Raw genomic sequence first — 23,141 nt, 5'->3', positions numbered from 1 at the left:
GTTAACGCATCGCTACTGGCGGTGGACCAATCCGCTGATCAAATCCAGCGCGTCGTCCGCCGCCGCCACTTCACTTTCGCTGAGCGCCTGCCGCTCGATGAAGCTCTCGATAGCTTCCAGCAGAGAGAAGACGCTGATTTCATCCCCTATTTTCACGACTTCGCATACGCCGCGCCCAATTGCCTGGCAGATTGCCTCATCAAATTCAAATGGCTTGTTGTTCATCTCTCCCCCGACGGCATTTGGGATTATGACGACCATGTTACCGGTTTTTACACGGCGGCGGTCTGACGAAAATCCCATTTCTTTTCGTTGCTGCACAATGGCTCACGATCGCCTGCGTTGGCGAAATTCTGATTTCCTTACGGCGGTCAGATTTCCCTTGAGACCGCCTGAGCGGCGCGGTATTGTCGCCAAATGACGACAATACCGCCTCATTGTCCGCATAAAAAATTTATGACGTTATCATCCCTTCATCCCTTCATCCCGCTGCCGTGCGGGATTTTTTTATGAGGTTTTTCTCAAAGTGCGGAGAACCTCGACACGATCGCTTGCCATGCTCTGGGAATAATCCTAGCTTGAAATAGTCATTTAGGGTTAGCAATCCCTCATGACCTCCTTGTAATACTTGATGCACCAGAACGTTTTCTCCCCCCGCTTAGGCGGGGGTTTTTAATGGTGTGCATCGGCAGAGTCCTTCAACGTAAAGAACCGACAGAGTTCGTGGCGATAATCGGTTTACGCATCATCAAGGGACAGGACAATGAAAAATGATCTGGCGGCGGCGATCGCCATCGGCTGTGTGTTGTTGTTCGCATTGGCGGTCGGTTCGCCGCTCTCCATCAGTGCCTCGCTGTAATCTTCTGCGGCCCCGCCCGGGGCCGTTCACCGACTCTGACGCGGCGTCTGCGGATTTTTGCGCCGATCGCCCACCGGCGCGATAAATTCAGCCAAATCGCTGTTGATGTATGGCGAACTTTGAGTACTCTGAGTGCTTTGCACACCCCCACGTGCGCCGTTCTATCTATGCTTTAATCAGGCCCATCACAGGAATCGCCATGCCCGCCCGTCAAATCTCGAGGAGCCCGCTCTGATGCTGGAGATGCTATTACAGTGGTACCGCCGCCGTTTCACCGATCCACAGGCTATCGCGTTGCTGGTGATCCTGGTCGCCGGCTTCCTCATTCTCTATTTTTTGCACGGCATTCTGACCCCGCTGCTGGTCGCCATCGTGCTGGCGTATCTGCTGGAGTGGCCGACCGCGCGCCTGCAGCGCATCGGCTGTTCGCGCACCTGGGCGGCGAGCATCATGCTGCTGGTGTTTGCGGGCGTCGCCATGCTGCTGGTGTTCGTCGTCGCGCCGACTGCCTGGCAGCAGGGCATCAATCTGATGAGCGATCTGCCGGGCATGCTCAACCAGTTCTATAACTTTGCCGCGACGCTGCCGAAGCGTTATCCGGCGCTGGTGGATGCCGGCATCATCGACATGATGGCGGAAAATCTGCGCAGCCGGCTGTCCGGCATGGGCGAGTCGGTGGTGAAATTCTCGCTGGCGTCGCTGGTCGGCCTGTTGACGCTGGCTATCTACCTGATCCTGGTGCCGATGATGATGTTCTTCCTGTTGAAAGACAAAGAGCAGCTGCTGAACGCGGTGCGCCGCGTGTTGCCGCGCAATCGCGGTCTGGCGGGGCAGGTCTGGAACGAGATGAATCAGCAGATCACCAACTATATTCGCGGCAAGGTGCTGGAGATGGTGATTGTCGGCGTGGCGACCTACCTGGTGTTCGCCGTGCTGGACATGCGCTACTCGCTGCTGCTGGCGGTGCTGGTGGGTTTTTCGGTGCTGATCCCCTATATCGGCGCGGTGCTGGTCACCATACCGGTGGTGGTGGTAGCGCTGTTCCAGTGGGGCGTCGGCGCCGATTTCTGGACGCTGATCGTCGCCTATCTGGTGGTGCAGGGGCTGGACGGCAACCTGCTGGTGCCGATCCTGTTCTCCGAGGCGGTCAACCTGCATCCGCTGGTGATTATCCTGTCGGTGATCGTGTTCGGCGGAATGTGGGGCTTCTGGGGCGTGTTTTTCGCCATACCGCTGGCGACGCTGGTGAAGGCGGTGATTCACGCCTGGCCGGATGAACTGCGGGTCGAGGTGGAAGACAAGGCCGGCTGACGGAGGGAGACGAAGCGCAGCTGGCCGCTGCGCTTCGTGAGAATTACTGCTGCAGGTAGTTCAGAACGATGTCGTGGTGATTGGTGGTTTTGAAATCATCAAACACTTTTTCAATCTTGCCTTTGGCGTCGATCAGGAAGCTGATGCGATGAATGCCGTCATAGGTCTTGCCCATGAAGGTTTTCTCGCCCCACACGCCAAACTGTTGCGATACCTGATGGTCTTCATCAGACAACAGCGTGAAGTTGAGCAGCTCCTTTTCGGCGAAGCGCGACAGTTTTTCCGGTTTGTCGGTGCTGATGCCCAGCACTTCGACGCCGGCCTTTTTCAATTCGTCCATGTTGTCCCGCAGGCCGCAGGCTTGCACGGTGCAGCCCGGCGTCATCGCCTTCGGATAGAAATAAACCAATACTCGCTGTCCCTGGAAGTCGGCCAAATTAATTTCCTCACCGTCCTGGTCAGGCAAACTAAATTTCGGCGCTGTGTCACCGGCTTTCAATGGGCTCATCACTACTCTCCATCTTTCTCATCATGCTGTGGATAGTTCACCACGCTAATACTGCCTTGCGCGTTCAATTCTGTACATAGGCGATGGAAGGCTTGCTCAATATTTGAGGCGTCTCGATCGCCGGAACTGTGGGCGGTGATTTGAATATACAGCTGCGGCGGCAGGTCGCCGTCCGCCGGCTGCGTGCGTGAGACCAGCTCGGCGATATTCATCTGGCTGGAGTCGAACAGATCGGTAAAACGTTCGATGATGTGCGGCGAGTCCTTCACCTCGACCTGAACCCACACGGTGGCCGGCATCGGCGGCCTTTCATGCGAGTTTGTGCGCTTCATCACGATCAGCAGCTCCAGCTCCGCGCCTTTTTGCGGCAGGGTGGATTCGATCAGGGTGATGGCGTTCCAGCTGCCGGACAGCAGCATGATGAACGTGAACTCCTCTCCCAGCATGGCCAGACGGCTATCTTCGATATTGCATCCGCAACTGCTGACGTGGCGGGTGATGGTATTGACGATTCCGGGGCGGTCGGCGCCGAGCGCGGTAATCACGAGATAGTGTTCGTCTGACTGAGGCAAAATGGCGCTTCCTGTCGTGCTTAATGGGGTTACCATGGTAAACATAAAAAAAACCGCCTGCCAAGCGCTTACAACGCGGTTGTGCGCTTGCTTTTGGATAGGCAGCAAAAGTACCATGAGTGACTTGTTTGTGGAGGGGACGGCCAATGTTTACGGGAAGTATTGTTGCACTGGTTACGCCGATGGACGACAAAGGTGCTGTCGATCGCGCGAGCCTGAAAAAATTGATCGATTATCATGTAGCCAGTGGCACCGCGGCGATCGTTTCCGTAGGGACCACCGGCGAGTCCGCAACGCTTGCCCATGACGAGCACGTTGACGTGGTGCTGCAGACGTTGGAGCTGGCCGACGGCCGCATTCCGGTGATCGCCGGCACCGGCGCCAACGCTACCGCCGAAGCCATCGCGCTCACCACCCGCTTCGCCAACACCGGCGTGGTAGGTTGTTTGACGGTGACGCCGTACTACAATAAGCCGACGCAGGAAGGGCTGTATCAGCACTTCAAGGCGATCGCCGAGAGCACCGAGCTGCCGCAGATCCTGTATAACGTGCCTTCGCGCACCGGCTGCGACATGCTGCCGCCGACCATCGCTCGGCTGGCGAAAATCAAGAATATTGTTGCTGTAAAAGAAGCGACGGGGAACTTAAGTCGCGTTAGTCAGATCCAAGTGCTGGTTGACGATGAAGACTTCATTTTGCTGAGCGGCGACGACGCCAGCGGGCTGGACTTCATGCAACTGGGCGGCAAAGGGGTGATTTCCGTGACGGCCAACGTGGCTGCGCGCGAGATGGCGGAACTTTGTGCGCTGGCGGCGCAGGGCAAATTCGCCGAAGCGCGCCGCTTAAATCAGCGCTTGATGCCGTTGCATCAGGATCTATTTGTAGAAGCAAACCCAATTCCGGTGAAGTGGGCCTGTAAGGCGTTGGGATTGATGGCAACCGATACGCTGCGTCTGCCGATGACGCCGTTGAGCGAAACCGCCCGCCCGGTGGTGGAGCGCGCGCTGAAAAGCGTCGGTTTGCTGTAACTCTAAGGGAAATTTGATGGCTTATTCATTGCAAAAGTCGACGGTAGCAAAAGTAGTGGGCATCTCTTTGGTGATGATGCTGGCGGCCTGCAGCAGCGATCAGCGCTACAAGCGCCAGGTCAGCGGCGACGAGGCTTACCTCGACGCGGCTCCGCTCAAGGCGCTGAACGCGCCGTCCGGCATGATCCTGCCGGTGCAGAGCGGCAACTATGACGTGCCCGCCACGACGCTGCAAGGTAACGTCGGCAAGCAACTGGACATTCGTCCGCCGGTGCAGCCGTTGGCGCTGCTGAGCGGTTCTCGCGCGCAATACGCCGGCGACAGCGGCACGCTGCTGCTGGAAAACAGCCCGCAGAACCAAAACCTGTGGTCGCGCGTCGTCAGCCTGCTGCAGGCGAAGAACATCGCGATCGCTTCCCGCCAGGACGCCGGTCAGACCCTGACCACCGACTGGGTGAAGTGGAACCGTCTGGACGAAGACAACCAGTACGAAGGCCGTTATCAGATCAGCGTGCAGCAACAAGGCTACCAGCAGGCGCTGGTGGTGAAAAGCGTTGGCCTGCAGCAGCAGGGCAAGACCGAACAGGTCACCGATCAATCTGAGATCCAGCGTTACAACGGAATGATGATCAACACCCTGATCGAAGGTCTGGACAAGCAGGACAACCTGGCGAGCAGCCAGACCGCCAGCCGCTTCGGCGCGCTGGACGTGCAGAGCGGCGCCGATGATACCGGCCTGCCGATGTTGGTCGTGCGTGGCCCGTACACCGTGGTGTGGGATCGCCTGCCGCCGGCGCTCGAAAAACTGGGGATGAAAGTGGGTGACCGCAGCCGTCCGCAGGGCACCGTCGCCGTGACCTACAAGTCCCTGAGCAGCAGCGATTGGGATGCGTTGGGCGTCAAGGATCCTGAGCTGGCGGAAGGGGATTACAAGCTGCAGGTCGGCGATCTCAACAACCGCACCAGCCTGCAATTCATCGATCCGAAAGGCAAACCGCTCACCCAGTCGAAAAACGACGCACTGGTGGCGGCATTCCAGTCTGCCTTCAGTAAAACCAGCGTTAAATAAACAAAAAGGGGCTTCGGCCCCTTTTTGTTTTGTCTATACGGTATCGTTTGCGTCGCAGGTTTGGCACAATAGTGCCCGGCACGCCAAAGAATTCATTAGGTCAATTCTATACCCCCTAATTTCGGGCCGCGCTCGGGAGACAACGGGGATACATCACTGGAGTAAGTAAGATGCAAAAGCTAGCTGAGCTGTATCGCGGAAAGGCAAAAACCGTTTACACCACCGAGAATCCCGATCTGTTGGTGTTGGAGTTCCGCAACGATACGTCAGCACTGGATGGTCAGCGCATTGAGCAGTTCGATCGCAAAGGCATGGTGAACAACAAGTTCAACCATTTCATCATGAGCAAACTGGAAGAAGCCGGCATCCCGACCCAGATGGAGCGTCTGCTGTCCGACAACGAAGTGCTGGTGAAGAAGCTGGACATGGTGCCGGTGGAATGCGTGATCCGCAACCGCGCCGCCGGTTCGCTGGTGAAGCGTCTGGGCATCGAAGAAGGTCTGGTGTTGAACCCGCCGCTGTTCGATCTGTTCCTGAAAAACGACGCCATGCACGATCCGATGGTCAACGAATCCTACTGCGAAACCTTCGGCTGGGTGAGCAAAGAGCATCTGGCGCGCATGCGTGAGCTGAGCTACCGCGCCAACGAAGTATTGACCAAGCTGTTCGACGACGCCGGCCTGATCCTGGTCGATTTCAAGCTGGAATTCGGCCTGTTCAACGGCGAAGTGGTGCTGGGCGATGAATTCTCGCCGGACGGCAGCCGTCTGTGGGACAAAAACACCCTGGACAAGATGGACAAAGACCGCTTCCGTCAAAGCCTGGGCGGCCTGATCGAAGCCTACGAAGAAGTGGCGCGCCGCATCGGCGTGAAGCTCGACTAAGCGTTGGCACCGCCATTCGGGACGATCCGGCCGGATCGTCCCGCTGTTCTGCATTTTTCCAGAAAATTTCTACATTTCCTCCGCAGCAGACCATTTATAATGATGGATGTGAGATGACTAAAACCTATCCCACTCAGGCTTGAAGCTGCCTTTGCGCTTACCAACGCGCGGCATCTTCAACGAGCAGGGGAAATATCTGGAGTGTATTTATGCGTTGGCAAGGGCGTCGGGAAAGTGACAATGTTGAGGATCGTCGCGGGCAGTCTTCAGGTTTGGGCGGCGGTGGCGGCGGTTTCCGCGTGCCGGTGCGCGGCAAGGGCGGCATCGTCATTCTGGTGGTGGTGCTGGTGGCCGGCTATTACGGCATCGATCTGTCGCCGCTGTTGAACGGCGGTAATGTCGCTCCTCAGGGTCAACAACAGAGCGCCAGCATCAGTCCGAAAGACGATGAGCTGGCCAAATTCACTTCGGTGGTGCTGGCCTCGACCGAAGATAACTGGAAAGAGATTTTCCAGCGCATGGGCAAAACCTACCAACCGCCGAAGCTGGTGATGTATCGCGGCGTGACGCGCACCAGCTGCGGCACCGGTCAGGCGGCGATGGGGCCGTTCTACTGCCCGGGCGACAGAACGGTGTATATCGATCTGTCTTTCTATCAGGACATGAAGACCAAGCTGGGCGCCGGCGGTGATTTCGCTCAGGCCTATGTGGTGGCGCACGAAGTCGGCCACCATGTGCAGAACCTGCTGGGCATCGAGCCGAAAGTACGCCAGATGCAGCAGGGCGCCAGCCAGGCGGAAGTGAACCGCCTGTCGGTGAAAATGGAGCTGCAGGCGGACTGCTTTGCCGGCGTATGGGGCAAATACGCCGAGAAGCAGCAGATGCTGGAAGAGGGCGACCTGCAGGCGGCGCTGAATGCCGCACAGGCGATTGGCGACGATCGGTTGCAGCAACAGAGCCAGGGCCGCGTCGTGCCGGACAGCTTTACCCACGGCACTTCGCAGCAGCGCTACACCTGGTTTAAACAGGGCTTCGACAGCGGCGATCCCAATACCTGCAACACCTTCGCATCCCGTTAACACCTCACGTGCCGGAGCCTGACTCCGGCATTTTTTTCGAATTGAGATACAGCCTTATGCTACAGGCAGCGCAACAACTCATGCGGCGGCAGGGCATCCGGCGCCTGCTGGTGCTCAGCGGCGAACCCGAGTGGTGCCGCGAACAGGCGCAGCGGCTGGCGGCGACGTTGCCCGGCGACTGGCCTTGGGTCGGGGAGAATCCGCCGCCCGGTCAGGCGGCGTTGGCGAGCGGCGCGGTGCGTCAATTGCTGGGGCAGGAGCGGCTGCATGCAGTGTTCGATGCCGGTCATTCGCTGGACGTAGAGGCGTTGGCGGCGCTGTGCGGCGCCCTGCGCGCCGGCAGCTGGCTGCTGTTGTTGACGCCGCCCTGGCGGCAATGGGCTCAGTTGCCGGACGGCGACAGCCTGCGCTGGAGCGATTGCCCGCAGCCGATCACCACCCCGCATTTCATCCGCCATCTGCAGCAGCATCTGACCGACGACAGCGAAGTGACGATCTGGCGGCAGGATGAGCCCCTGACGCTGGCCGCGCTGCCGGCGCGTGAAGGGTGGCAGCCGCCGGATGGCCGGCCGACCGAGGAACAACAGGCGATCTTGACGGCGCTGCTGCAGGCCGAGTCCGGCGTGTGGGTGCTGACCGCCGCTCGCGGCCGCGGCAAATCGACGCTGGCGGGCATGCTGGTGGCGCAGTCGCCGCTGATCTGCTGGATCACCGGGCCGAGCCGCGCCGCCACGGCGGTGGCCGGAGAATGGGCGCAGGGGCGCGCGCAGTTTTGGGCGCCCGATGCCTTGTTGGCACAGTGCCGGGAAGGCGACGTCAGCGCCGTGGGGTGGCTGCTGGTGGATGAGGCGGCGGCGATCCCCGCGCCGCTGTTGCAGCAGTTGATCGGCTATTTCCCGCGCGTGTTGCTGACCACCACGGTGCAGGGCTATGAAGGCACCGGCCGCGGTTTTCTGCTGAAGTTTTGCGCCGGGCTGCCGGCCTATCAGGCGCTGAGCCTGCAGCAGCCGATGCGTTGGGCGCAGGGGGATGCGCTGGAACGGATAACGGACAATGCGCTGTTGTTCAACGAGCTGCCCGCCTGGCCGGCGGATGGCCAGGCGATCGATTACAGCCAGGCGGAACAAGGCGAGCTGTGCGCCGATCCGCAGCGGCTGGCGCGTTTCTACGCCCTGCTGAGCAGCGCGCATTACCGCACCTCACCGCTGGATTTACGCCGGCTGATGGATGCGCCCGGCATGCATTTCGGGCTGGCGCAGGCCGGTTTGGAGGTGGTGGGCGCCGTGTGGCTGGTGGAAGAAGGCGGATTGAGCGCCGAGTTGGCGCACGACGTGTGGGCCGGCCGCCGTCGGCCGCGCGGCAATCTGGTGGCGCAATCGTTGGCGGCGCATGGCGGCCAGTGGTGGGCGCCGACGCTGCGGTCTCGGCGCATTACCCGCATCGCGACGCTGCCGGCATTGCGGCGGCGGGGTATCGCGCGCCAATTGATCGAGCGGCAACGCCGCCAGGCGCAGGGGCTGGACTTCCTGTCGGTCAGCTTCGGCTATACCGAGCCGCTGTGGCGCTTTTGGCAATCCTGCGGTTTCGAGCTGGTGCGCATCGGCAGCAAGCCGGAGGCCAGCAGCGGCTGCTATACCGCGATGGCGATCTTGCCCCTGAGCGAGCAAGGAGAGGCGCTGCGGCACGCGGCACACAAGCATCTGGCGCGCGACTGGCCCTGGCTGCGGCAGCGTATCGCGCTTACGCTGGCGATCCCGGGCGACGACGGCGATACGTCGCTCGGCGAAGAGGACTGGCGCGAGCTGGCCGGGTTCGCTTTTGCCCATCGGCCGCTGGAGGCCAGCCTGGGGGCGTTGCAGCGGTTACTGTTGGCCAGCAGTCTGCCGCTGCCCGCACTGCGCGGCCATCTGCAGCGGCGGCACTCTCCCGCGGAGTGCGCAGAGCGGGCGGGCGTCAGCGGCCAGAAAGCCTTGCTGCGCCATTGGCGGCATGAAACGGCGCAGGCGCTGGAACAGCTGAATGCGCAGCACTGCCGCTACTGGCGCGACTGGGCGCAGTCATTGCAATAAATTGAAGAACTTGCTCAATAAAACCCGATTTTCCCGATTTCTCAGCGGCGTATAGTGGCTGTCAGCGGTGCGGCGACGACAGTCGCTGCGTCAGGTTTGGTTACTATTAAGGAGTCATCGATGAAACATGAGCATTTCGTTGTCCAAAGCCCGGCGACCCCGGCGGCGCAGCTGATCTTGCTGTTTCACGGTGTCGGCGACAACCCGGTGGCGATGGGGGAGATCGGCAGTTACTTCGCCAAAGAGTTTCCCCAGGCGCAGGTGGTAAGCATCGGTGGCCCCGCAGCGTTTGGCAACGGCGCCGGCCGCCAGTGGTTTTCGGTGCAGGACGTGACCGAAGAGAACCGCGTGGCCCGCATCGCAGACGTAATGCCGCAGTTTGTGGCCGTGGTGCGCCATTGGCAGCAGCTGAGCGGCGTTGGCTATGCCGGCACTGCCCTGGTGGGGTTCTCGCAGGGAGCGATCATGGCGCTGGAGGCGTTGAAGGCGGAAACCCGCCTCGCCGGGCGAGTGGTCGCGTTCAGCGGGCGTTTCGCCCAGTTGCCTGAGCAGGCGTTCGGCGACAGCGTGGTACATTTGATCCACGGTGAAGAGGACGCGGTGATCGCGGTGCAGCACGCTCACGCGGCGGCGGAGGCGTTGCGGACCAACGGCGCCGATTTCACGCTGGACGTGGAACAGGACGTTGGGCATGCGATCAACCAGGGCATGATGAACGCCGCGCTGGAAAGGTTGCATTACTATGTGCCGCAGCGCTACTGGGACGAAGCCTTGTCCGGCAAGCGCGGCGAGCTGATCGCCTCCCGCTAAAAATTCAGGGCGCCTGAGCGCCCTGATATCACTTCTTCTTCGGCCAGTCGTCTTCGTCATCCCACTGGGCGTTGTTGTCGCGGTGCGGCGGTATCTCCGGCTTGTTGGCCAGATAGCTTTTGACGTCAACGCGGCGCAGTTCCTTGATGCCGCTGACGACCATCCCCACCAGAACCAGCAGGATAATCCACCAGTAATCAGCTAACCATTGCATAGCTACTCCTTTCCTTTACTGCGTATAAAACGCGAAAAAATCGATGGCAGATGGCGTTCGAGCCATTCGGCACCGGCGACCTCCTTGTCTTGCCAGGCCGCCAGCAACAGCGCCGGCGTCAGCAAGTGTTCGGCCTCTTGCGCCAGCGGCCGGTAGCTCAGATGCCACGGCTCCACCGCCACGCCGCCGCAGTCTTCGGTGAAGGGGCGGTAGAAACCGAATTCGGCCATATGCGCCGTCAGCCACTGGTTAAGGGGAGCAAAGTAGCCGCCTTCCTCATATTCCCACGGTTCCAGCTGCAGCTTTTGCCCTTCCGGCAACAGCGACGGATCGTACACGTCCAGATCGCTGCCCCAGTGGTGGCGGCTGGCGCCCGGCAGAGCCGACCAGCGCAGGATCGCCTCACAGCGCTCGGCGGCGGACAGCGGCGCGACGTCGATCGGTTGACTGTCCTTATCTAATACTGGCCGCTGGCCGCAGAATTTGCCATTCCAGATGGCCAACTGCCGGTCAAAATCGCGGAAGGTGCTGGCGGGCTGGAGATCGAATCCCGCCGCACGCGCCGCCTGCTGCATCGCCAGGAACGCGTTGACGGCTTCCGGCTGCAGCCGATGGTTGCCGCTCAGCGGCGCCAGGTGCTCGGTCGAGCGGCCGGTGAGCATTTCTGCGTTGATCATGCGATCAATTGCTCCATGATGCGTTGATACATGCGGCTCAGCAGCTGCAGATCCGCGGCGTTGACGCATTCGTTGACCTTGTGGATGGTGGCGTTGACCGGCCCCAGCTCCACCACCTGCGCACCCATCTGCGCGATGAAGCGGCCGTCGGAGGTGCCGCCGGTGGTCAACAGCTGCGGCGTCAATTCAGAATAGTGCTCGACGGCGTTGACCACCGCATCCACCAACGCGCCGCGCGAGGTGAGGAACGGCTGGCCGGACAGACGCCACTCGATGCTGTAATTCAACTGATGGCGTTCCAGCAGCTCTTCCACGCGCTGCTTGATCATCGCGTCGGTCAGTTCGGTGCTGAAACGGAAGTTGAACTGTACGTAGAAATCGCCTGGGATCACGTTATTGCTGCCGGTGCCGGCCTGCACGTTGGCGATCTGCATGCTGGTCGGCGGGAAGAACTCGTTGCCGCGATCCCATTCGATCGCCACCAGTTCATTCAGCGCCGGCATGGCGCGGTGCACCGGATTGTCCGCCAGATGCGGATAGGCGACGTGCCCTTGTACGCCGTGGATATGCAGGTTGGCGGTGATCGAGCCGCGACGGCCATTTTTCACCACGTCGCCGACGCGCTCGGTGCTGGACGGCTCGCCGACCAGGCAGTAATCCAGCCGTTCGTTGCGCGCCATCAGCGCTTCAACCACTTTAACCGTGCCGTGAGTGGCGCTGGCCTCTTCATCCGAAGTGATCAGAAAAGCGAGGCGGCCCCGGTGATTCGGGTTGGCGGCGACAAAGCGTTCCGCCGCCACCACCATCGCGGCCAATGACCCTTTCATGTCCGCCGCGCCGCGGCCGTATAGCATGCCGTCGCGGATCGCCGGTTCAAACGGCGGGTTGTCCCAGCGCTTTTCATCGCCGGTCGGCACCACGTCGGTGTGCCCGGCAAACGCCAGGGTTTGCCCTTCGCCGCGCCAGGCCCAGAAGTTTTGAGTGTCTTCGAAGTCCATTGCTTCGACGGTGAAACCGATCGCCTGCAGGCGATCGATCATCAGCTGCTGGCAGCCTTCATCATTTGGGCTGAGGGAAGGGCGTTTGATCAGCTGCTGAGCCAGTTCGATAACCGGGCAAGTCATGCGGCGACCTCGGCGATAAATTGCTGGTAAGCGTCGGCGTTGAAACCGAGCAGGGCACGCCCGTTGCCGGCGTCCAGCAATGGGCGTTTGATGATCGCCGGCTGCGACAGCATCAGCGCGATGGCGGCGTCGGCGTTATCGCAGGCGTTGCGCTGCGCTTCATCCAGCTTGCGCCAGGTGGTGCCGCGGGTATTGAGCAGCGGCTCCCACCCCAGTTGCGCGACGAAACCGCGCAGCCGCTGCTCGTCCAGGCCGTCGGCGCGATAGTCGTGAAAATGATAGGCCACGCCCTGATCTTCCAGCCAGCGGCGGGCTTTTTTGATGGTGTCGCAGTTTTTGATGCCGTACATCGTCAGCGTTGTCTGTTGCGGTTTGTTTGCCATGGCGTAAAGCTACCTGTCTCGTCGAGTCGATACTGAGCGGCGTGGGCGATCTTTGGCCCGCTAGCCGCCCGGCGATAGCAGAGATAATGCCAGTAAAGCGGCGGCGAGATCCAGACAACGATGCGTGCGAGGTGCGATTGCGCGCCAGGGATAAGAGGTCGGCAACGTGGTTGAACGGCTGCCTTCGCCGACCGTGCTGGTGAAAAGGCGCCGGCGAAAGCGTTCTGCCGCCAATGCAGAGCAGGCGGAGAGAGAGCTACTCTTTATTGATCCTTATGTTTAAACGATCGGTCAAACACCGTACGCGGGTAATATGCAAGAGCGGTTTTATCCGGCTGGCGCCGAGTTTTTTCATTATTCGCGACTTGTAATGATTGGCGGTTTTATTTCTGATATTCATGGCATTGCTGATGTCGGCCAGCGATTTTCCCGTCGACCATTCCGAGAGAAAATGCGATTCGCGCTGAGAGAGTTGCGGCGGCTCGGTATAGTGGCTGTAGCGCTTATATAAGTCGCCGATCAGGTGGCTGAAGCGGCTCAATGATATAAGGTTTGATAATATAATGGTCTTGCTGTCGACAATCACCATGTCATGCAGGCAGTCGGTGATAATGACTATTTTGTAGGTATTGGGGTTGGCATATTCATCGCGGTAGCGCGCTTCAAAATTGGCGATGGTGACATCGATAAAGCAGACCCTTTTGTGGCTAAAACCGGCCGGCGCGCGTTTCTCCGCCCAGGTTTGATTGATGAGCTGCCGGATGCCGATAGCGGTATAGGCACACGCGCTGAAAATATCAATTTTCATTTTATTATAATCCCTTAATTTCTATTTCCCGGTGAGGATTGATATCTTAAAACATAAAAAAAGAAACAATCTAAATAATTTCACATTGAACTTATTGGGCGCCGCAGGGAAAGAACGCTATCCTGCGGTGGACAATCAGGAAAGCCTCATATACTAGCATGATTTATAAAGAGTAAATTTGGTTTTTAATCGAGCTGCCCAGTGAAGAAAGAGGGATAGAATAGAAACCCTCTATTAATACTCCGGTTATTAAAAGGAATTAACATAGAAAGTGGCTATCAAAATAAAATATTCGATCGTTAATATCGATCGTTTTTGTGAGGAAGGGAATGTTAATGAATTAATAATTAAGATATTTCTTGCTTTTTAGCGAGGGGTGTCGCTTATTTTTAACGCAGTTCAAAGAGTGTGCTGGGACAATCTCATGACGCGCGCCAAATTAATGGCAAAGATAAATTTTAATCAAAAAAATGCGATGTTTTAAGCTGCGTGCGTTGTGCAAGTGGGGAGGATTTATACGGGGGAACGGCATGAAAGAATGCCGGATCGAAATTTCCGATAAGATCACGTCGGAAATAGCGTCTTGTCTTGCGGACGGATTGGATCGCGTTAACGATGAATATATCGGCTACGACAATCGTCGGCCGTGGTGAAAGATCCTGACAGCGGCAGCAATTCTGCGGGGCATCTGCCGCCCTATTTTTATCAGCCGAACGTTGTAATGCGCGATTAACGCACGTAGCCCCCCAGTTGCAAACGCCGCAGAGCATCCCCCTCTGCGAACACCATGCCGGTGGTCAAATCGTGAAAACCGTACTTTTCATAGAAAGCCAGTTTTTCCGGCACCGAATAGATGAAAACCTTGCCGAGCGGCGCCAGATCTTGCATTACCCGGTCCATCAACCGGCGCCCCAATCCCTGCCCCTGAAAGCGCGGATCGATCGCCACGTCGGCCAGGTAAGCGACCGAAGTCAAATCGCTGATGGCATGCGCGGTGGCGATCAGCTCATCGCCGATAAACCCCCAATAGCAAAACTGGCTGTGTTGGTAAACGCGTTGCAGCGTATGCGGATCGCGTTCGCCCAGCCCGGCGGCCTGCAGCAATTCACACAGCCGCCGCCAGTCGATGGCGCGGCGGTTCATATCGGTGATGATTTCCATCGTTTTCCTCTAATCAATATGATTGAGATCGGCGGCATAGTGCCGAATGGCGCGCTGATAGCCGCGGATGTCGGGGTCTGACGAGGTTTCCGCCAGCAACAACAACAGATCGGCCACGGCCCGTTTACCTTCACCCAGGTTGTACAGCGTCATGGCGCGAAACAGCATCAGCTCGTTGGCCTGCGGGAACTCAGCCAGGCCATCGTCGAAAGCGCGCAGCGAAGCCGGGTACTTCCCCAGGGCTGGTAAGTGCTGCCGAGGCCCAGCCAGGCTTCACGGCGCTGGACGGGCGGCAAATCGCGACCCAACGCCGCGAGATAGCAGGGAATCGCCTGTCGCTCCAAACCCTGAACGTCGTACAGGCAGGCCAGCTGAAAATGCAGCATCGCCGCTTCCGGTTCTGCCGCCAGTTGCCGCAACGCCAGCGCAGTGGCTTCCTGATAATGACCTTGCGCTTTCAACTGTGAGACAGACAAAGAGGTGGACATGATCGGCGCTCCATTGGCGTATTGTTATACCTTTTACACGCTATCGTGGAGAAATTGATATCACAAGGGAATAGCCGCACTGAACATTGATCAGATAAATACGAAAATGTGCGCTAACCCCGGTTTCCTGGCCCGGCATCGTTCCCGTTTCCCTTCACATGGTCAAAAAACAGGCGTAGAATCCGCTTCGTCAAATAATTGAGGTTGTAAAGTATTATGGTTGATCGTGAATTAGGAAACTGGAAAGACTTCATTGATGAGATGTTGGGCAACTGACACAGCGATGAAGCCGATGGCAAGGTTGAGTCATTGGAAAATTACTGAAACACCGTGGGAACGAGATATTCGTTCGAAAAAGCAGCATCGGTCATCCGACGCTGCTTTTTTTATGCGCCGCCGATCACTCTTCGGCGGGCGGTGTGGCGGCAGGATGCGCTTTACCGGGGAAGCGGCGGCGAACCAGCACGAAGAACAGCGGCACGAAGAAAATTGCCAGCAGGGTGGCGGAGATCATGCCGCCCATCACCCCGGTGCCGACCGCATGCTGGCTGCCGGAACCGGCGCCGCTGCTGGTGGCCATCGGCAGCACGCCGAAGATGAACGCCAGCGAGGTCATCAGGATCGGCCGCAGGCGCATGCGCGACGCGTCGAGCGTCGCCGACATCAGATCCTGCCCTTTCTGGTTCAGCTCATTGGCGAACTCGACGATCAGAATGGCGTTTTTCGCCGACAGCCCAATGATGGTCAGCAGGCCGACCTGGAAATAAACGTCGTTCTCCAGGCCGCGCAGCCAGGTGGCGGCGACCGCGCCGATCACCCCCAGCGGCACCACCAGCATCACCGAGAACGGAATTGACCAGCTCTCGTACAACGCCGCCAGACACAGGAACACCACCAGCAGCGAGATGGCGTACAGCGCCGGCGCCTGCGAGCCGGACAGCCGTTCCTGATAGGACATCGCCGTCCATTCCAGACCGAAGCCGGCCGGCAGCTGGCTGACCAGTTTCTCCATTTCCGCCATGGCGGTGCCGGTGCTGACGCCGTTGGCCGCTTCGCCGACGATCTCCAGCGCCGAGCTGCCGTTATAGCGTTCCAGCCGTGGCGAACCATACTCCCAGTGCGAGCTGGCGAAGGCCGAGAACGGCACCATGCCGCCCGTGCTGTTGCGCACATACCATTTGTTGATGTCATCCGGCAGCATGCGGAACGGCGCCGCAGCCTGCACGTAGACTTTTTTCACCCGGCCGCGATCGACGAAGTCATTGACGTAGGTCGAGCCCCAGGCGGTAGAGAGCGTGCTGTTGATGTCGTCGATCGACACGCCCAGCGCCTGAGCCTTGCGTTGATCGATATCGATTTGCAACTGCGGGCTGTCGTCCAGGCCGTTGTGGCGCACGCGCGACAGCAGCGGATTTTGCCCGGCGAGCTGCAGCAATTGATCGCGCGCCGCCATCAGCTTGGCGTGGCCGAGGCCGGCGTGGTCTTCCAACTCCATATCGAAGCCGGAGGAGTTGCCGAGGCCGGTGATCGCCGGCGGACTGCTGGCGATCACCCGGGCTTCGTTAATCTTGCTGAATGCCTGAGTCGCGCGATCGATGATGTCGAATGAGCTGTTGGCGCCCGAGGCGCGCAGGTCCCAGTCTTTCAGCCGGACAAACAGGCGCGCCACGTTTTGGCCGTTGCCCCCCGGCCCGGAGCCGATGATGGCGAACACCGACAACACGTCCTGTTTCTCTTCGGTGAGGAAGTATTGCTCGACCTTCTCCACCACTTTGGACGTTTGCTGCAGGGTCGATCCCGCCGGCAGCTGCACCTGTACGGTGAAGATGCCGCGGTCTTCCTGCGGCAGGAACGAGGTCGGCAGCTTGATGAACAGCAGCGCCATGCCGCCGAGCAGCAGCAGATAAATCACCATATAGCGGCCGCTGGCGTGCAGGATGCGCCCCACGCCGCGCTCATAGCGATCGGCATTGCGGTTGAACATGCGGTTGAACCAGCCGAAGAAGCCGCGCTTGCCGTGATGATGCCCCTTGGTGATCGGTTTAAGCAGCGTCGCGCACAGGGCCGGGGTCAGGATCATCGCCACCAGCACCGACAGCACCATGGCGGAGACGATGGTGATGGAGAACTGGCGATAGATGGCCCCGGTGGTGCCGCCGAAGAACGCCATCGGCACGAACACCGCCGACAGCACAAGAGCGATGCCGACCAGCGCGCTCTGGATCTGCCCCATGGATTTGCGCGTGGCCTCTCGCGGCGGCAAGCCTTCCTCGCTCATCACGCGCTCGACGTTCTCCACCACCACGATAGCGTCGTCCACCAGCAGGCCGATCGCCAGCACCATGGCGAACATGGTGAGGGTGTTGATGCTGAAGCCGCAGGCGGAGAGGATGGCGAAAGTGCCCATCAGCACCACCGGCACGGCGATGGTGGGGATCAGGGTAGCGCGGAAGTTCTGCAGGAACAGGTACATGACCAGGAACACCAGCAGGATGGCCTCCAGCAGCGTTTTCACCACGTCCTTGATCGAGGCTTTGACGAACGGGGTGGTTTCATAGGCCACTTTGGCTTCCAGCCCGTGCGGGAAGTATTGCGACAGCTCGGCGATTTTGTCCTTCACCAACTGGTCGGTCTGCAGTTCGTTGGCGCCGGAAGCCAGCTTGATGTTCATGCCGGCGGCCTGCATGCCGTTGTAGCGGCTGAGGTAGTTGTAGTTCTCGCCGCCCAACTCAACGGTGGCGACGTTGCCCAGCGTCACCAGCGAACCGTCCTGATTGACCCGCAGGGTGATCTGGCGGAACTGCTCCGGCGTCTGGAGCTGCGACTGGGCGTTGATGGTGGCGTTCAGCGCCTGTTTATCGACCGACGGCGTGCCGCCCAACTGGCCGACCGCCACCTGGGCGTTCTGCGACTGAATGGCTTTGACCACGTCCTGGGTCGTGAGCTGATAGCTGTTGAGCTTGTTGGGATCGAGCCAGATGCGCATGGCGTACTGCGAGCCGTAGACGTCCATGCTGCCGACGCCGTTGATGCGGCTGAGCGGATCCTGCAGGTTGGAGACGATGTAATCGGCGATGTCCTGCTTGTCCATGCTGTTGTCGGTGGAGACGAACGCCACCATCATCAGCGTGGTATCGCCGGATTTCGAGACCGTGACCCCCTGATTCTGCACCGCCTGCGGCAGACGTTTGATCGCCGCCTGCAGCTGGTTTTGCACCTGCTGCATCGCTTCGTTGGGGTCGGTGCCGGCTTCGAACGTCAGCGTGACGGTCGCCTGGCCGGTATTGGTGCTCTGCGACGACATATACATCATGTTGTCGAGGCCGGTCATATTCTGTTCAATGATCTGCGTGACGGTGTTTTCCAGCGTTTGCGCCGAAGCGCCTGGATAAGTTGCGCTGATGCGCACGTTCGGCGGCGCCAAATTCGGGTATTGTTCTACCGGTAAAGAAAAAATCGCCAACGCTCCGGTCAGGCAAAGAATTATTGCCAGCACCCAGGCGAAAATCGGGCGATCAATAAAAAAATTGGCCATGCAGCGCGAACCTCGTTATGACTTGTTCTATCTTTAAAACGCATCAGAATTATGCATTTCAGCGGCAGGGAGGGATCCCGGCGCTATTGCACTGTACTCGGGAAAGCCGAGGAAAGCGTGGAGAAAAAAAGGAGATAGTGTAAATAACGGTAGCGTAAAACGGCGTTGGCGCTTGTTTGCCGACAACGAGACGCGATTAAGACATTTTTATGACTGTCGAAGGCCTTGCGCGCCTTTTTCGCGCACAGGGAACCGGAAATAAACAGGACTCACCTTACAGCAGGAGCTTGGCATGGGAATTAACCCGGTATTTGCCCGTCGGCTTTATTTGTGCTGGCTGATCAGCCACAGTGAGCGGCCCAATGTGCCGCGGTTGATGGCGCTGACCGGTTGGCCGCGCCGCACGTTGCAGGATGTGCTGAAGGCGCTGCCCGGCATGGGCGTCGAGCTGCAGTTCGTGCAGCAGGGCGTGCGCAACAACGACGGTTTTTATCAGCTGGAAAGCTGGGGGCCGTTCAACAAGAGCTGGGTGCACCAGCACCATCAGGCGCTGCTCAGCGCCATCGAGTAAGCTGCCCCGGCGCAGCGGCCGGGGCTGACGTTCATTGGCTTTTATGCTCCAGGTACATCACCGTCGCCGCCACGCGAGAACGCACGTCCAATTTGCGGAGTATGTTGCGGATGTGCACCTTCACGGTTTCTTCAGAGATATGCAGCTGCGCCGCTACCTGTTTGTTGGACAGGCCGCGCGCCACCTCTTGCAAGACATCCAGCTCACGTTCAGTCAAGGCGGCAAAGGGATCGCGCTGCTCGCTGCGCGCCAGCAAATAGTCGGCCATGGCGTCACTGATCACGTTCTGCCCCTCGGCGGCGGCGCCGATGTGCTCCAGCAGCAGTTCCGGCTCGCTGTCTTTCAGCAGGTAGCCGTCGGCGCCGGCGTCGATCAGCGCATACAGATCGCTGCGCGCGTCGGAGACCGTCAGCACGATGATGCGCGCGTCCACGCCTTCATCGCGCAGGGCCCGCAGCGTGTCCAGCCCGGACATGCCCTTCATGTTCAGATCCAACAAGATCACGTCCGGGGCGTGCTGCAGCGCCAGCGCAACCGCCTCGCTGCCGTTGCCGGCCTCCGCCACCACGCTAAATCGCGCATCCAGTCCCAGCAGTTGTTTGATGCCGCGCCGCATCAACGGATGATCGTCAACGATCATGACTCGGTATTGCTTCATCACCATGAAATATGCTCCCTGTAGCAAGTAAAGCCACTCAAACGCGCCCTGCGGCGTGCTTCACAGTGGGACTGTCTCTTCAAAAATAGCGGCAATCAGCGCCGTAAACCTCCCCGGACGGCCTTCCGCCCGGCGGCAACCGTAACGCAGAATGAACAGCCGCAAGGTCAGGGCGAGAATGTCAGGCAAACCGCCGTGCCGCCGCCGCTTCTGCGCTGAATGTGCAGCGTTCCTCCCAATCGCGCCGCGCGTTCGCTCATGATGGTCAAACCATAATGCCCTTCCGGTTCCTCCAGACTGGCGATGCCGCAACCGTCGTCGGTAATGCTGAAAACGTTGTCGCCTGCGGCGTTGACCTCGCAACACACCGTAATCTCGTTCGCCCCGGCGTGCTTGACGGCATTGAGCACCGCCTCGCGCACGATCTGCAGCGCGTGCACCTGCTGCTGGGCGTTGAGCGCCTGCGAAGACAGCCGACAGTGTAACTGAATCCGCGCGGGGGTTAGCGCTTTTAATGGCTGCAACAGCTGCTCCAGCGCGGCGTTCAGATCCGCCTCCTGAATGTTGAGGCGGAAGGTGGCCAGCAGCTCTCTCAACTGGCGATAGGCATCGGCCAGCGTGCGATCGAAATCGTCGATAATGGTCTGCGCCGCCGGATCGGCGGCGCTGCGCCGCAGCAGCGTCAGCTGGATGCGCAGGAACGACAGCGTCTGCGCCAGCGAATCGTGCAGCTCGCGGGCGATGGTCGCACGTTCTTCCATCAACAGCAGATATTGGTGCTGCTTTTGCGCCCGGTTGAAGTAAACGCCGCGGCCCAACATATTGGCCAGGCTCTGCATCAGGTGAGGATGCGGCGGGTGCGCCTCGGGCTGCCAGCGCAACTCGCCCAGCGGCTTGTCGCCCTGGGTGATCGGCAGCGCGTTCCAGGCCTGCGTCGGCGCCGCTTCCCCTTCGCTCAGCCGCCACTGGCCCTGGCCGTCCGCTACGTTCAGCTGGATGCAGCGCAGCCGTTCGCTTTGGCGCACGATGCGCAGCACATTTTCGAACGCCTGCTGATCGAGCTGGCGCACGCTCAGCGCCTGCGAGCAGCGATACAGCACCTCAAGCGTTTCATTGGCCTGCTGCAGACGTTGGGTTTTTTCCTGTACCTTCAGCTCCAGCGACTGATAGAGCCGGGCCAGTTCGTCCGACATGGCGCTGAAGGTTTGCGACAGCACGCCGAGCTCGTTCGGCAACGTCACGTCCAACTGCGGGTGGCGAAAATCCCCTTGTTGCACGCGCTGGCTGGCGTCGACCAGATGCTGCAGCGGGGTGACCACCTGGCGGCGCATGAAACGAATGCAAAACAGCACCAGACCGATGATGGCGGCGTAACCCAGCACGCTGACGGCGGCCACCAGGGTCAGTTTCAGTTCGGAATAGCGCTGCAGGGCGGACACGAAATGGTCAACGCGATTGACATGGCCGGCGACCTCCGCCCGATAGGCGATCGCCTGCCCGTTGCGGATCTGCCGCTCCATCGTTTGCCACGCCTGTTGCAGCGCCAGGTAATGGTTGCGCACCTCGGCCGGTACGTAGAAGCGCGCCAGTTTTTGCAGCGCCGGCGCCTGCAATGACTGCCGGTATTGCTGCAGGTGCAGCTCCAGCTCTGGGCTCTGCTGGTCGAGATCGAAGGCCAACCGGTAGCTTTGCATGCGCAGCGAACCGGCGATATTGATCGCTTCGGCATCGCTCTGGCTGCCGGCGACGGTGGTCAACGCCAACCCGGTGGCGAGCACCGACAGTATCACGATGCCGAACAGCGCTTTGGCCAGGCTGCCGGTCACGGAACGTTTAACAAGCAATCAAGGATCCTTCTCTCAGGTAGGGCGCGTCGCCAGTTTCATTCGAAAGCAAAACTATAACTTTTGCAACTAAAATGCACCGCGATTTGTATCAAGTTGTCAACAAAACGGGAACAATTGTGGTTGTGTAATCAAATGAATAGCGAAACACCCGTCGATTTTCAGCGGCGGGCCGGTTTCCTCTGACGATTTGTCTTTGGGGGGCGAATCGCACTGGGTTTTATGCAATCTCATGCGCCTGAGCGCGACTTATTTTTCATTATTTTAAGCAATGTTAAGTCCCGGCTTGTCCGGCGGGGCGCGGTGTGATTTTTGTTGCAAATCGTCTGCCGCGGCGCGGCCTAATCGCGGTATGATCTTCACGTTGTCACGCAAGGGAAAGGGTTATGTCGTCGAAAATTGAGAATGTGAAGAAAGAGCTGCTGTCGGACAACTGGTATGTGCTGCACAAGTACACGTTCGATCTGAAACGCAAAAACGGCGGTTCGGTGCAACAGGTGCGCGAGGTCTACGATCGCGGCAACGGCGCCACCATTTTGCTGTATAACCGCGCCAAGGGCACGGTGGTGCTGACCAACCAGTTCCGCATGCCGACCTATGTCAACGGCAACGAGAGCGGCATGCTGCTCGAGGCCTGCGCCGGCTTGCTGGACGCCGACTCTCCGGAGCAGTGCGCGCGCCGCGAAGCGGTGGAGGAGACCGGTTTTCAGGTCAGCGAGGTGAAGAAAATCTTCGAAGCCTACATGTCGCCGGGCGGCGTGACCGAGATCGTGCACTTCTTTATCGCCGAATACCAGGACGATGAGCGGCGCGCGGCCGGCGGTGGCATTGAAGATGAAGATATCGAAGTGATCGAACTGCCGTTCAGCGAAGCGGTGGCGATGATCGCCGATGGCCGGATTAAAGACGGCAAAACCATCATGCTACTGCAGTATTTGCAGATTCATCGGGTGATGGAATAAAAAAAGCCGGTCATGATGAGCAAGGCGGCTCAGTTAAGCCTGAGTGGCATTTTTTATCCAGCCTCTGGGCGTTCTGTGCAGGGGAATTGCCGTAAATGTCCCGCATTTCTCTGTGGCCAATATGAACGGCAATTGGAGGGGCCGATGGCGCGGCCCCTCCACCCGCGCCTTTGCTTAACACCGTCTGTCCGCTATGCGGATATCCTCGCCGCGTCTGCGTTGTCGGGCGGGTCGGCTGCGACAAACGTCCCTGTTAGTCTCGCCTCAACCGGCCTTCCCTGGCCGGTTGCCCCTGACAACGCTGTCTTGCTCGGCAGCCGGTGATGCGCGCCAAAGGTCAACACCCGAGCTGGCAGCTACCGGGCAACCCGTACTTTATGAGGTTATCGCAGAGAAGAGGAATCGGAGATGAGCACGGTATTGGACGCCCTTGAAGACGCCGAACGCAGGCATAGCGCATTAGGCGAAACCGCCATGGACGGCGGTTTCAGGTGAGACAGGCAGGGACGCCTGTCGCAACCGGCCTC

The 23,141-nt window shown here is 59.4% G+C and carries 22 protein-coding genes and 1 pseudogene; 10 read left to right on the top strand and 13 right to left on the bottom strand.

The window, feature by feature from the left end; translation table 11 throughout:
* Positions 1 to 12 precede the first annotated feature (12 nt).
* Positions 13 to 321, bottom strand: coding sequence for a hypothetical protein (locus ACSBQS_RS18575; protein WP_230328417.1), 309 nt, complete (start codon positions 319 to 321; stop codon positions 13 to 15).
* A 772-nt stretch (positions 322 to 1,093) separates the two neighbouring features.
* Between ACSBQS_RS18575 and ACSBQS_RS18570 the strand changes: the two genes are divergently transcribed.
* Positions 1,094 to 2,170 carry an AI-2E family transporter gene (locus tag ACSBQS_RS18570; RefSeq protein ID WP_033644006.1) on the top strand — a complete coding sequence of 359 codons (1,077 nt, stop codon included), beginning with the start codon at positions 1,094 to 1,096 and terminating at the stop codon, positions 2,168 to 2,170.
* A gap of 43 nt (positions 2,171 to 2,213) precedes the next feature.
* Here ACSBQS_RS18570 and bcp read toward each other — a convergent pair whose 3' ends face one another.
* Positions 2,214 to 2,678 carry a thioredoxin-dependent thiol peroxidase gene (gene bcp, locus ACSBQS_RS18565; protein ID WP_033635500.1) on the bottom strand — a complete coding sequence of 155 codons (465 nt, stop codon included), beginning with the start codon at positions 2,676 to 2,678 and terminating at the stop codon, positions 2,214 to 2,216.
* A gap of 2 nt (positions 2,679 to 2,680) precedes the next feature.
* Positions 2,681 to 3,286, bottom strand: coding sequence for a glycine cleavage system transcriptional repressor (locus tag ACSBQS_RS18560; RefSeq protein WP_369795937.1), 606 nt, complete (start codon positions 3,284 to 3,286; stop codon positions 2,681 to 2,683).
* A gap of 110 nt (positions 3,287 to 3,396) precedes the next feature.
* Here ACSBQS_RS18560 and dapA point away from each other — a divergent pair, with 110 nt between their 5' ends.
* The 6 genes from dapA to ypfH all read left to right on the top strand — a co-directional run bounded on the left by dapA (position 3,397) and on the right by ypfH (position 10,189).
* Positions 3,397 to 4,278: a 4-hydroxy-tetrahydrodipicolinate synthase gene (gene dapA / locus ACSBQS_RS18555; RefSeq protein ID WP_033644005.1), complete on the top strand. Its 882-nt coding sequence runs from the start codon at positions 3,397 to 3,399 to the stop codon at positions 4,276 to 4,278.
* 16 nt (positions 4,279 to 4,294) lie between these two features.
* Positions 4,295 to 5,347 (top strand): outer membrane protein assembly factor BamC, encoded by a 1,053-nt coding sequence (gene bamC / locus ACSBQS_RS18550; RefSeq protein ID WP_033644004.1) that lies wholly within the window; start codon positions 4,295 to 4,297, stop codon positions 5,345 to 5,347.
* A 170-nt stretch (positions 5,348 to 5,517) separates the two neighbouring features.
* Entirely contained in the window at positions 5,518 to 6,231 is a 714-nt protein-coding gene (gene purC / locus ACSBQS_RS18545) for a phosphoribosylaminoimidazolesuccinocarboxamide synthase (protein ID WP_033644003.1), read from the top strand.
* A gap of 209 nt (positions 6,232 to 6,440) precedes the next feature.
* Positions 6,441 to 7,310 carry a KPN_02809 family neutral zinc metallopeptidase gene (gene ypfJ / locus ACSBQS_RS18540; protein WP_033644002.1) on the top strand — a complete coding sequence of 290 codons (870 nt, stop codon included), beginning with the start codon at positions 6,441 to 6,443 and terminating at the stop codon, positions 7,308 to 7,310.
* A 56-nt stretch (positions 7,311 to 7,366) separates the two neighbouring features.
* Positions 7,367 to 9,379: a tRNA(Met) cytidine acetyltransferase TmcA gene (locus tag ACSBQS_RS18535; protein ID WP_047025634.1), complete on the top strand. Its 2,013-nt coding sequence runs from the start codon at positions 7,367 to 7,369 to the stop codon at positions 9,377 to 9,379.
* 120 nt (positions 9,380 to 9,499) lie between these two features.
* Positions 9,500 to 10,189, top strand: coding sequence for an esterase (ypfH, locus tag ACSBQS_RS18530; protein WP_197750041.1), 690 nt, complete (start codon positions 9,500 to 9,502; stop codon positions 10,187 to 10,189).
* Positions 10,190 to 10,217: 28 nt separating this feature from the next.
* On the opposite strand, the gene ACSBQS_RS18525 is transcribed toward ypfH, so the two are convergent.
* From ACSBQS_RS18525 to ACSBQS_RS18495, 7 genes and pseudogenes are all read right to left on the bottom strand, one after another.
* Complete coding sequence (locus ACSBQS_RS18525) at positions 10,218 to 10,403, bottom strand: YpfN family protein (protein WP_004941720.1); 186 nt, start codon at positions 10,401 to 10,403, stop codon at positions 10,218 to 10,220.
* Positions 10,404 to 10,405: 2 nt separating this feature from the next.
* Positions 10,406 to 11,080 carry a M15 family metallopeptidase gene (locus tag ACSBQS_RS18520; protein WP_033643999.1) on the bottom strand — a complete coding sequence of 225 codons (675 nt, stop codon included), beginning with the start codon at positions 11,078 to 11,080 and terminating at the stop codon, positions 10,406 to 10,408.
* Complete coding sequence (dapE, locus tag ACSBQS_RS18515) at positions 11,077 to 12,204, bottom strand: succinyl-diaminopimelate desuccinylase (protein WP_033651525.1); 1,128 nt, start codon at positions 12,202 to 12,204, stop codon at positions 11,077 to 11,079. Before dapE ends, ACSBQS_RS18520 begins: the two co-directional genes overlap by 4 nt.
* Positions 12,201 to 12,587, bottom strand: coding sequence for an ArsC family reductase (locus tag ACSBQS_RS18510; RefSeq protein ID WP_197666705.1), 387 nt, complete (start codon positions 12,585 to 12,587; stop codon positions 12,201 to 12,203). The genes dapE and ACSBQS_RS18510 overlap by 4 nt, the downstream gene beginning before the upstream one ends.
* Before the next feature lie 256 nt (positions 12,588 to 12,843).
* Positions 12,844 to 13,395, bottom strand: a complete 552-nt coding sequence (locus ACSBQS_RS18505; protein ID WP_434991268.1) for a LuxR C-terminal-related transcriptional regulator — start codon at positions 13,393 to 13,395, stop codon at positions 12,844 to 12,846.
* 729 nt (positions 13,396 to 14,124) lie between these two features.
* Positions 14,125 to 14,556: a GNAT family N-acetyltransferase gene (locus tag ACSBQS_RS18500; RefSeq protein WP_042785169.1), complete on the bottom strand. Its 432-nt coding sequence runs from the start codon at positions 14,554 to 14,556 to the stop codon at positions 14,125 to 14,127.
* Between the two features lie 9 nt (positions 14,557 to 14,565).
* Positions 14,566 to 15,044, bottom strand: a pseudogene (locus ACSBQS_RS18495) (tetratricopeptide repeat protein).
* A 216-nt stretch (positions 15,045 to 15,260) separates the two neighbouring features.
* Between ACSBQS_RS18495 and ypfM the strand changes: the two are divergent.
* Positions 15,261 to 15,320 (top strand): protein YpfM, encoded by a 60-nt coding sequence (ypfM, locus tag ACSBQS_RS18490; protein ID WP_100396732.1) that lies wholly within the window; start codon positions 15,261 to 15,263, stop codon positions 15,318 to 15,320.
* 124 nt (positions 15,321 to 15,444) lie between these two features.
* Here ypfM and acrD read toward each other — a convergent pair whose 3' ends face one another.
* A complete protein-coding gene (acrD, locus tag ACSBQS_RS18485; protein ID WP_434991267.1) occupies positions 15,445 to 18,579 on the bottom strand; it encodes a multidrug efflux RND transporter permease AcrD in 3,135 nt (1,044 codons plus the stop codon).
* A gap of 292 nt (positions 18,580 to 18,871) precedes the next feature.
* Here acrD and ACSBQS_RS18480 point away from each other — a divergent pair, with 292 nt between their 5' ends.
* Positions 18,872 to 19,150 carry a winged helix-turn-helix domain-containing protein gene (locus ACSBQS_RS18480; protein WP_004941750.1) on the top strand — a complete coding sequence of 93 codons (279 nt, stop codon included), beginning with the start codon at positions 18,872 to 18,874 and terminating at the stop codon, positions 19,148 to 19,150.
* A gap of 31 nt (positions 19,151 to 19,181) precedes the next feature.
* Here ACSBQS_RS18480 and ACSBQS_RS18475 read toward each other — a convergent pair whose 3' ends face one another.
* Complete coding sequence (locus tag ACSBQS_RS18475; protein ID WP_033643992.1) at positions 19,182 to 19,814, bottom strand: response regulator; 633 nt, start codon at positions 19,812 to 19,814, stop codon at positions 19,182 to 19,184.
* A 161-nt stretch (positions 19,815 to 19,975) separates the two neighbouring features.
* Positions 19,976 to 21,652, bottom strand: a complete 1,677-nt coding sequence (narQ, locus tag ACSBQS_RS18470) for a nitrate/nitrite two-component system sensor histidine kinase NarQ (protein WP_060660384.1) — start codon at positions 21,650 to 21,652, stop codon at positions 19,976 to 19,978.
* A gap of 386 nt (positions 21,653 to 22,038) precedes the next feature.
* Between narQ and nudK the strand changes: the two genes are divergently transcribed.
* Entirely contained in the window at positions 22,039 to 22,614 is a 576-nt protein-coding gene (gene nudK / locus ACSBQS_RS18465; RefSeq protein WP_197750044.1) for a GDP-mannose pyrophosphatase NudK, read from the top strand.
* The last annotated feature ends 527 nt before the right edge of the window (positions 22,615 to 23,141 follow it).

The organism is Serratia sp. H402Y (assembly GCF_051172415.1).
In the GTDB taxonomy this organism is placed as follows: Bacteria; Pseudomonadota; Gammaproteobacteria; order Enterobacterales; family Enterobacteriaceae; genus Serratia; species Serratia ureilytica.
Note: the sequence above shows the minus strand (reverse complement) of the source record. Positions and strands in the feature narration are given on the sequence as shown.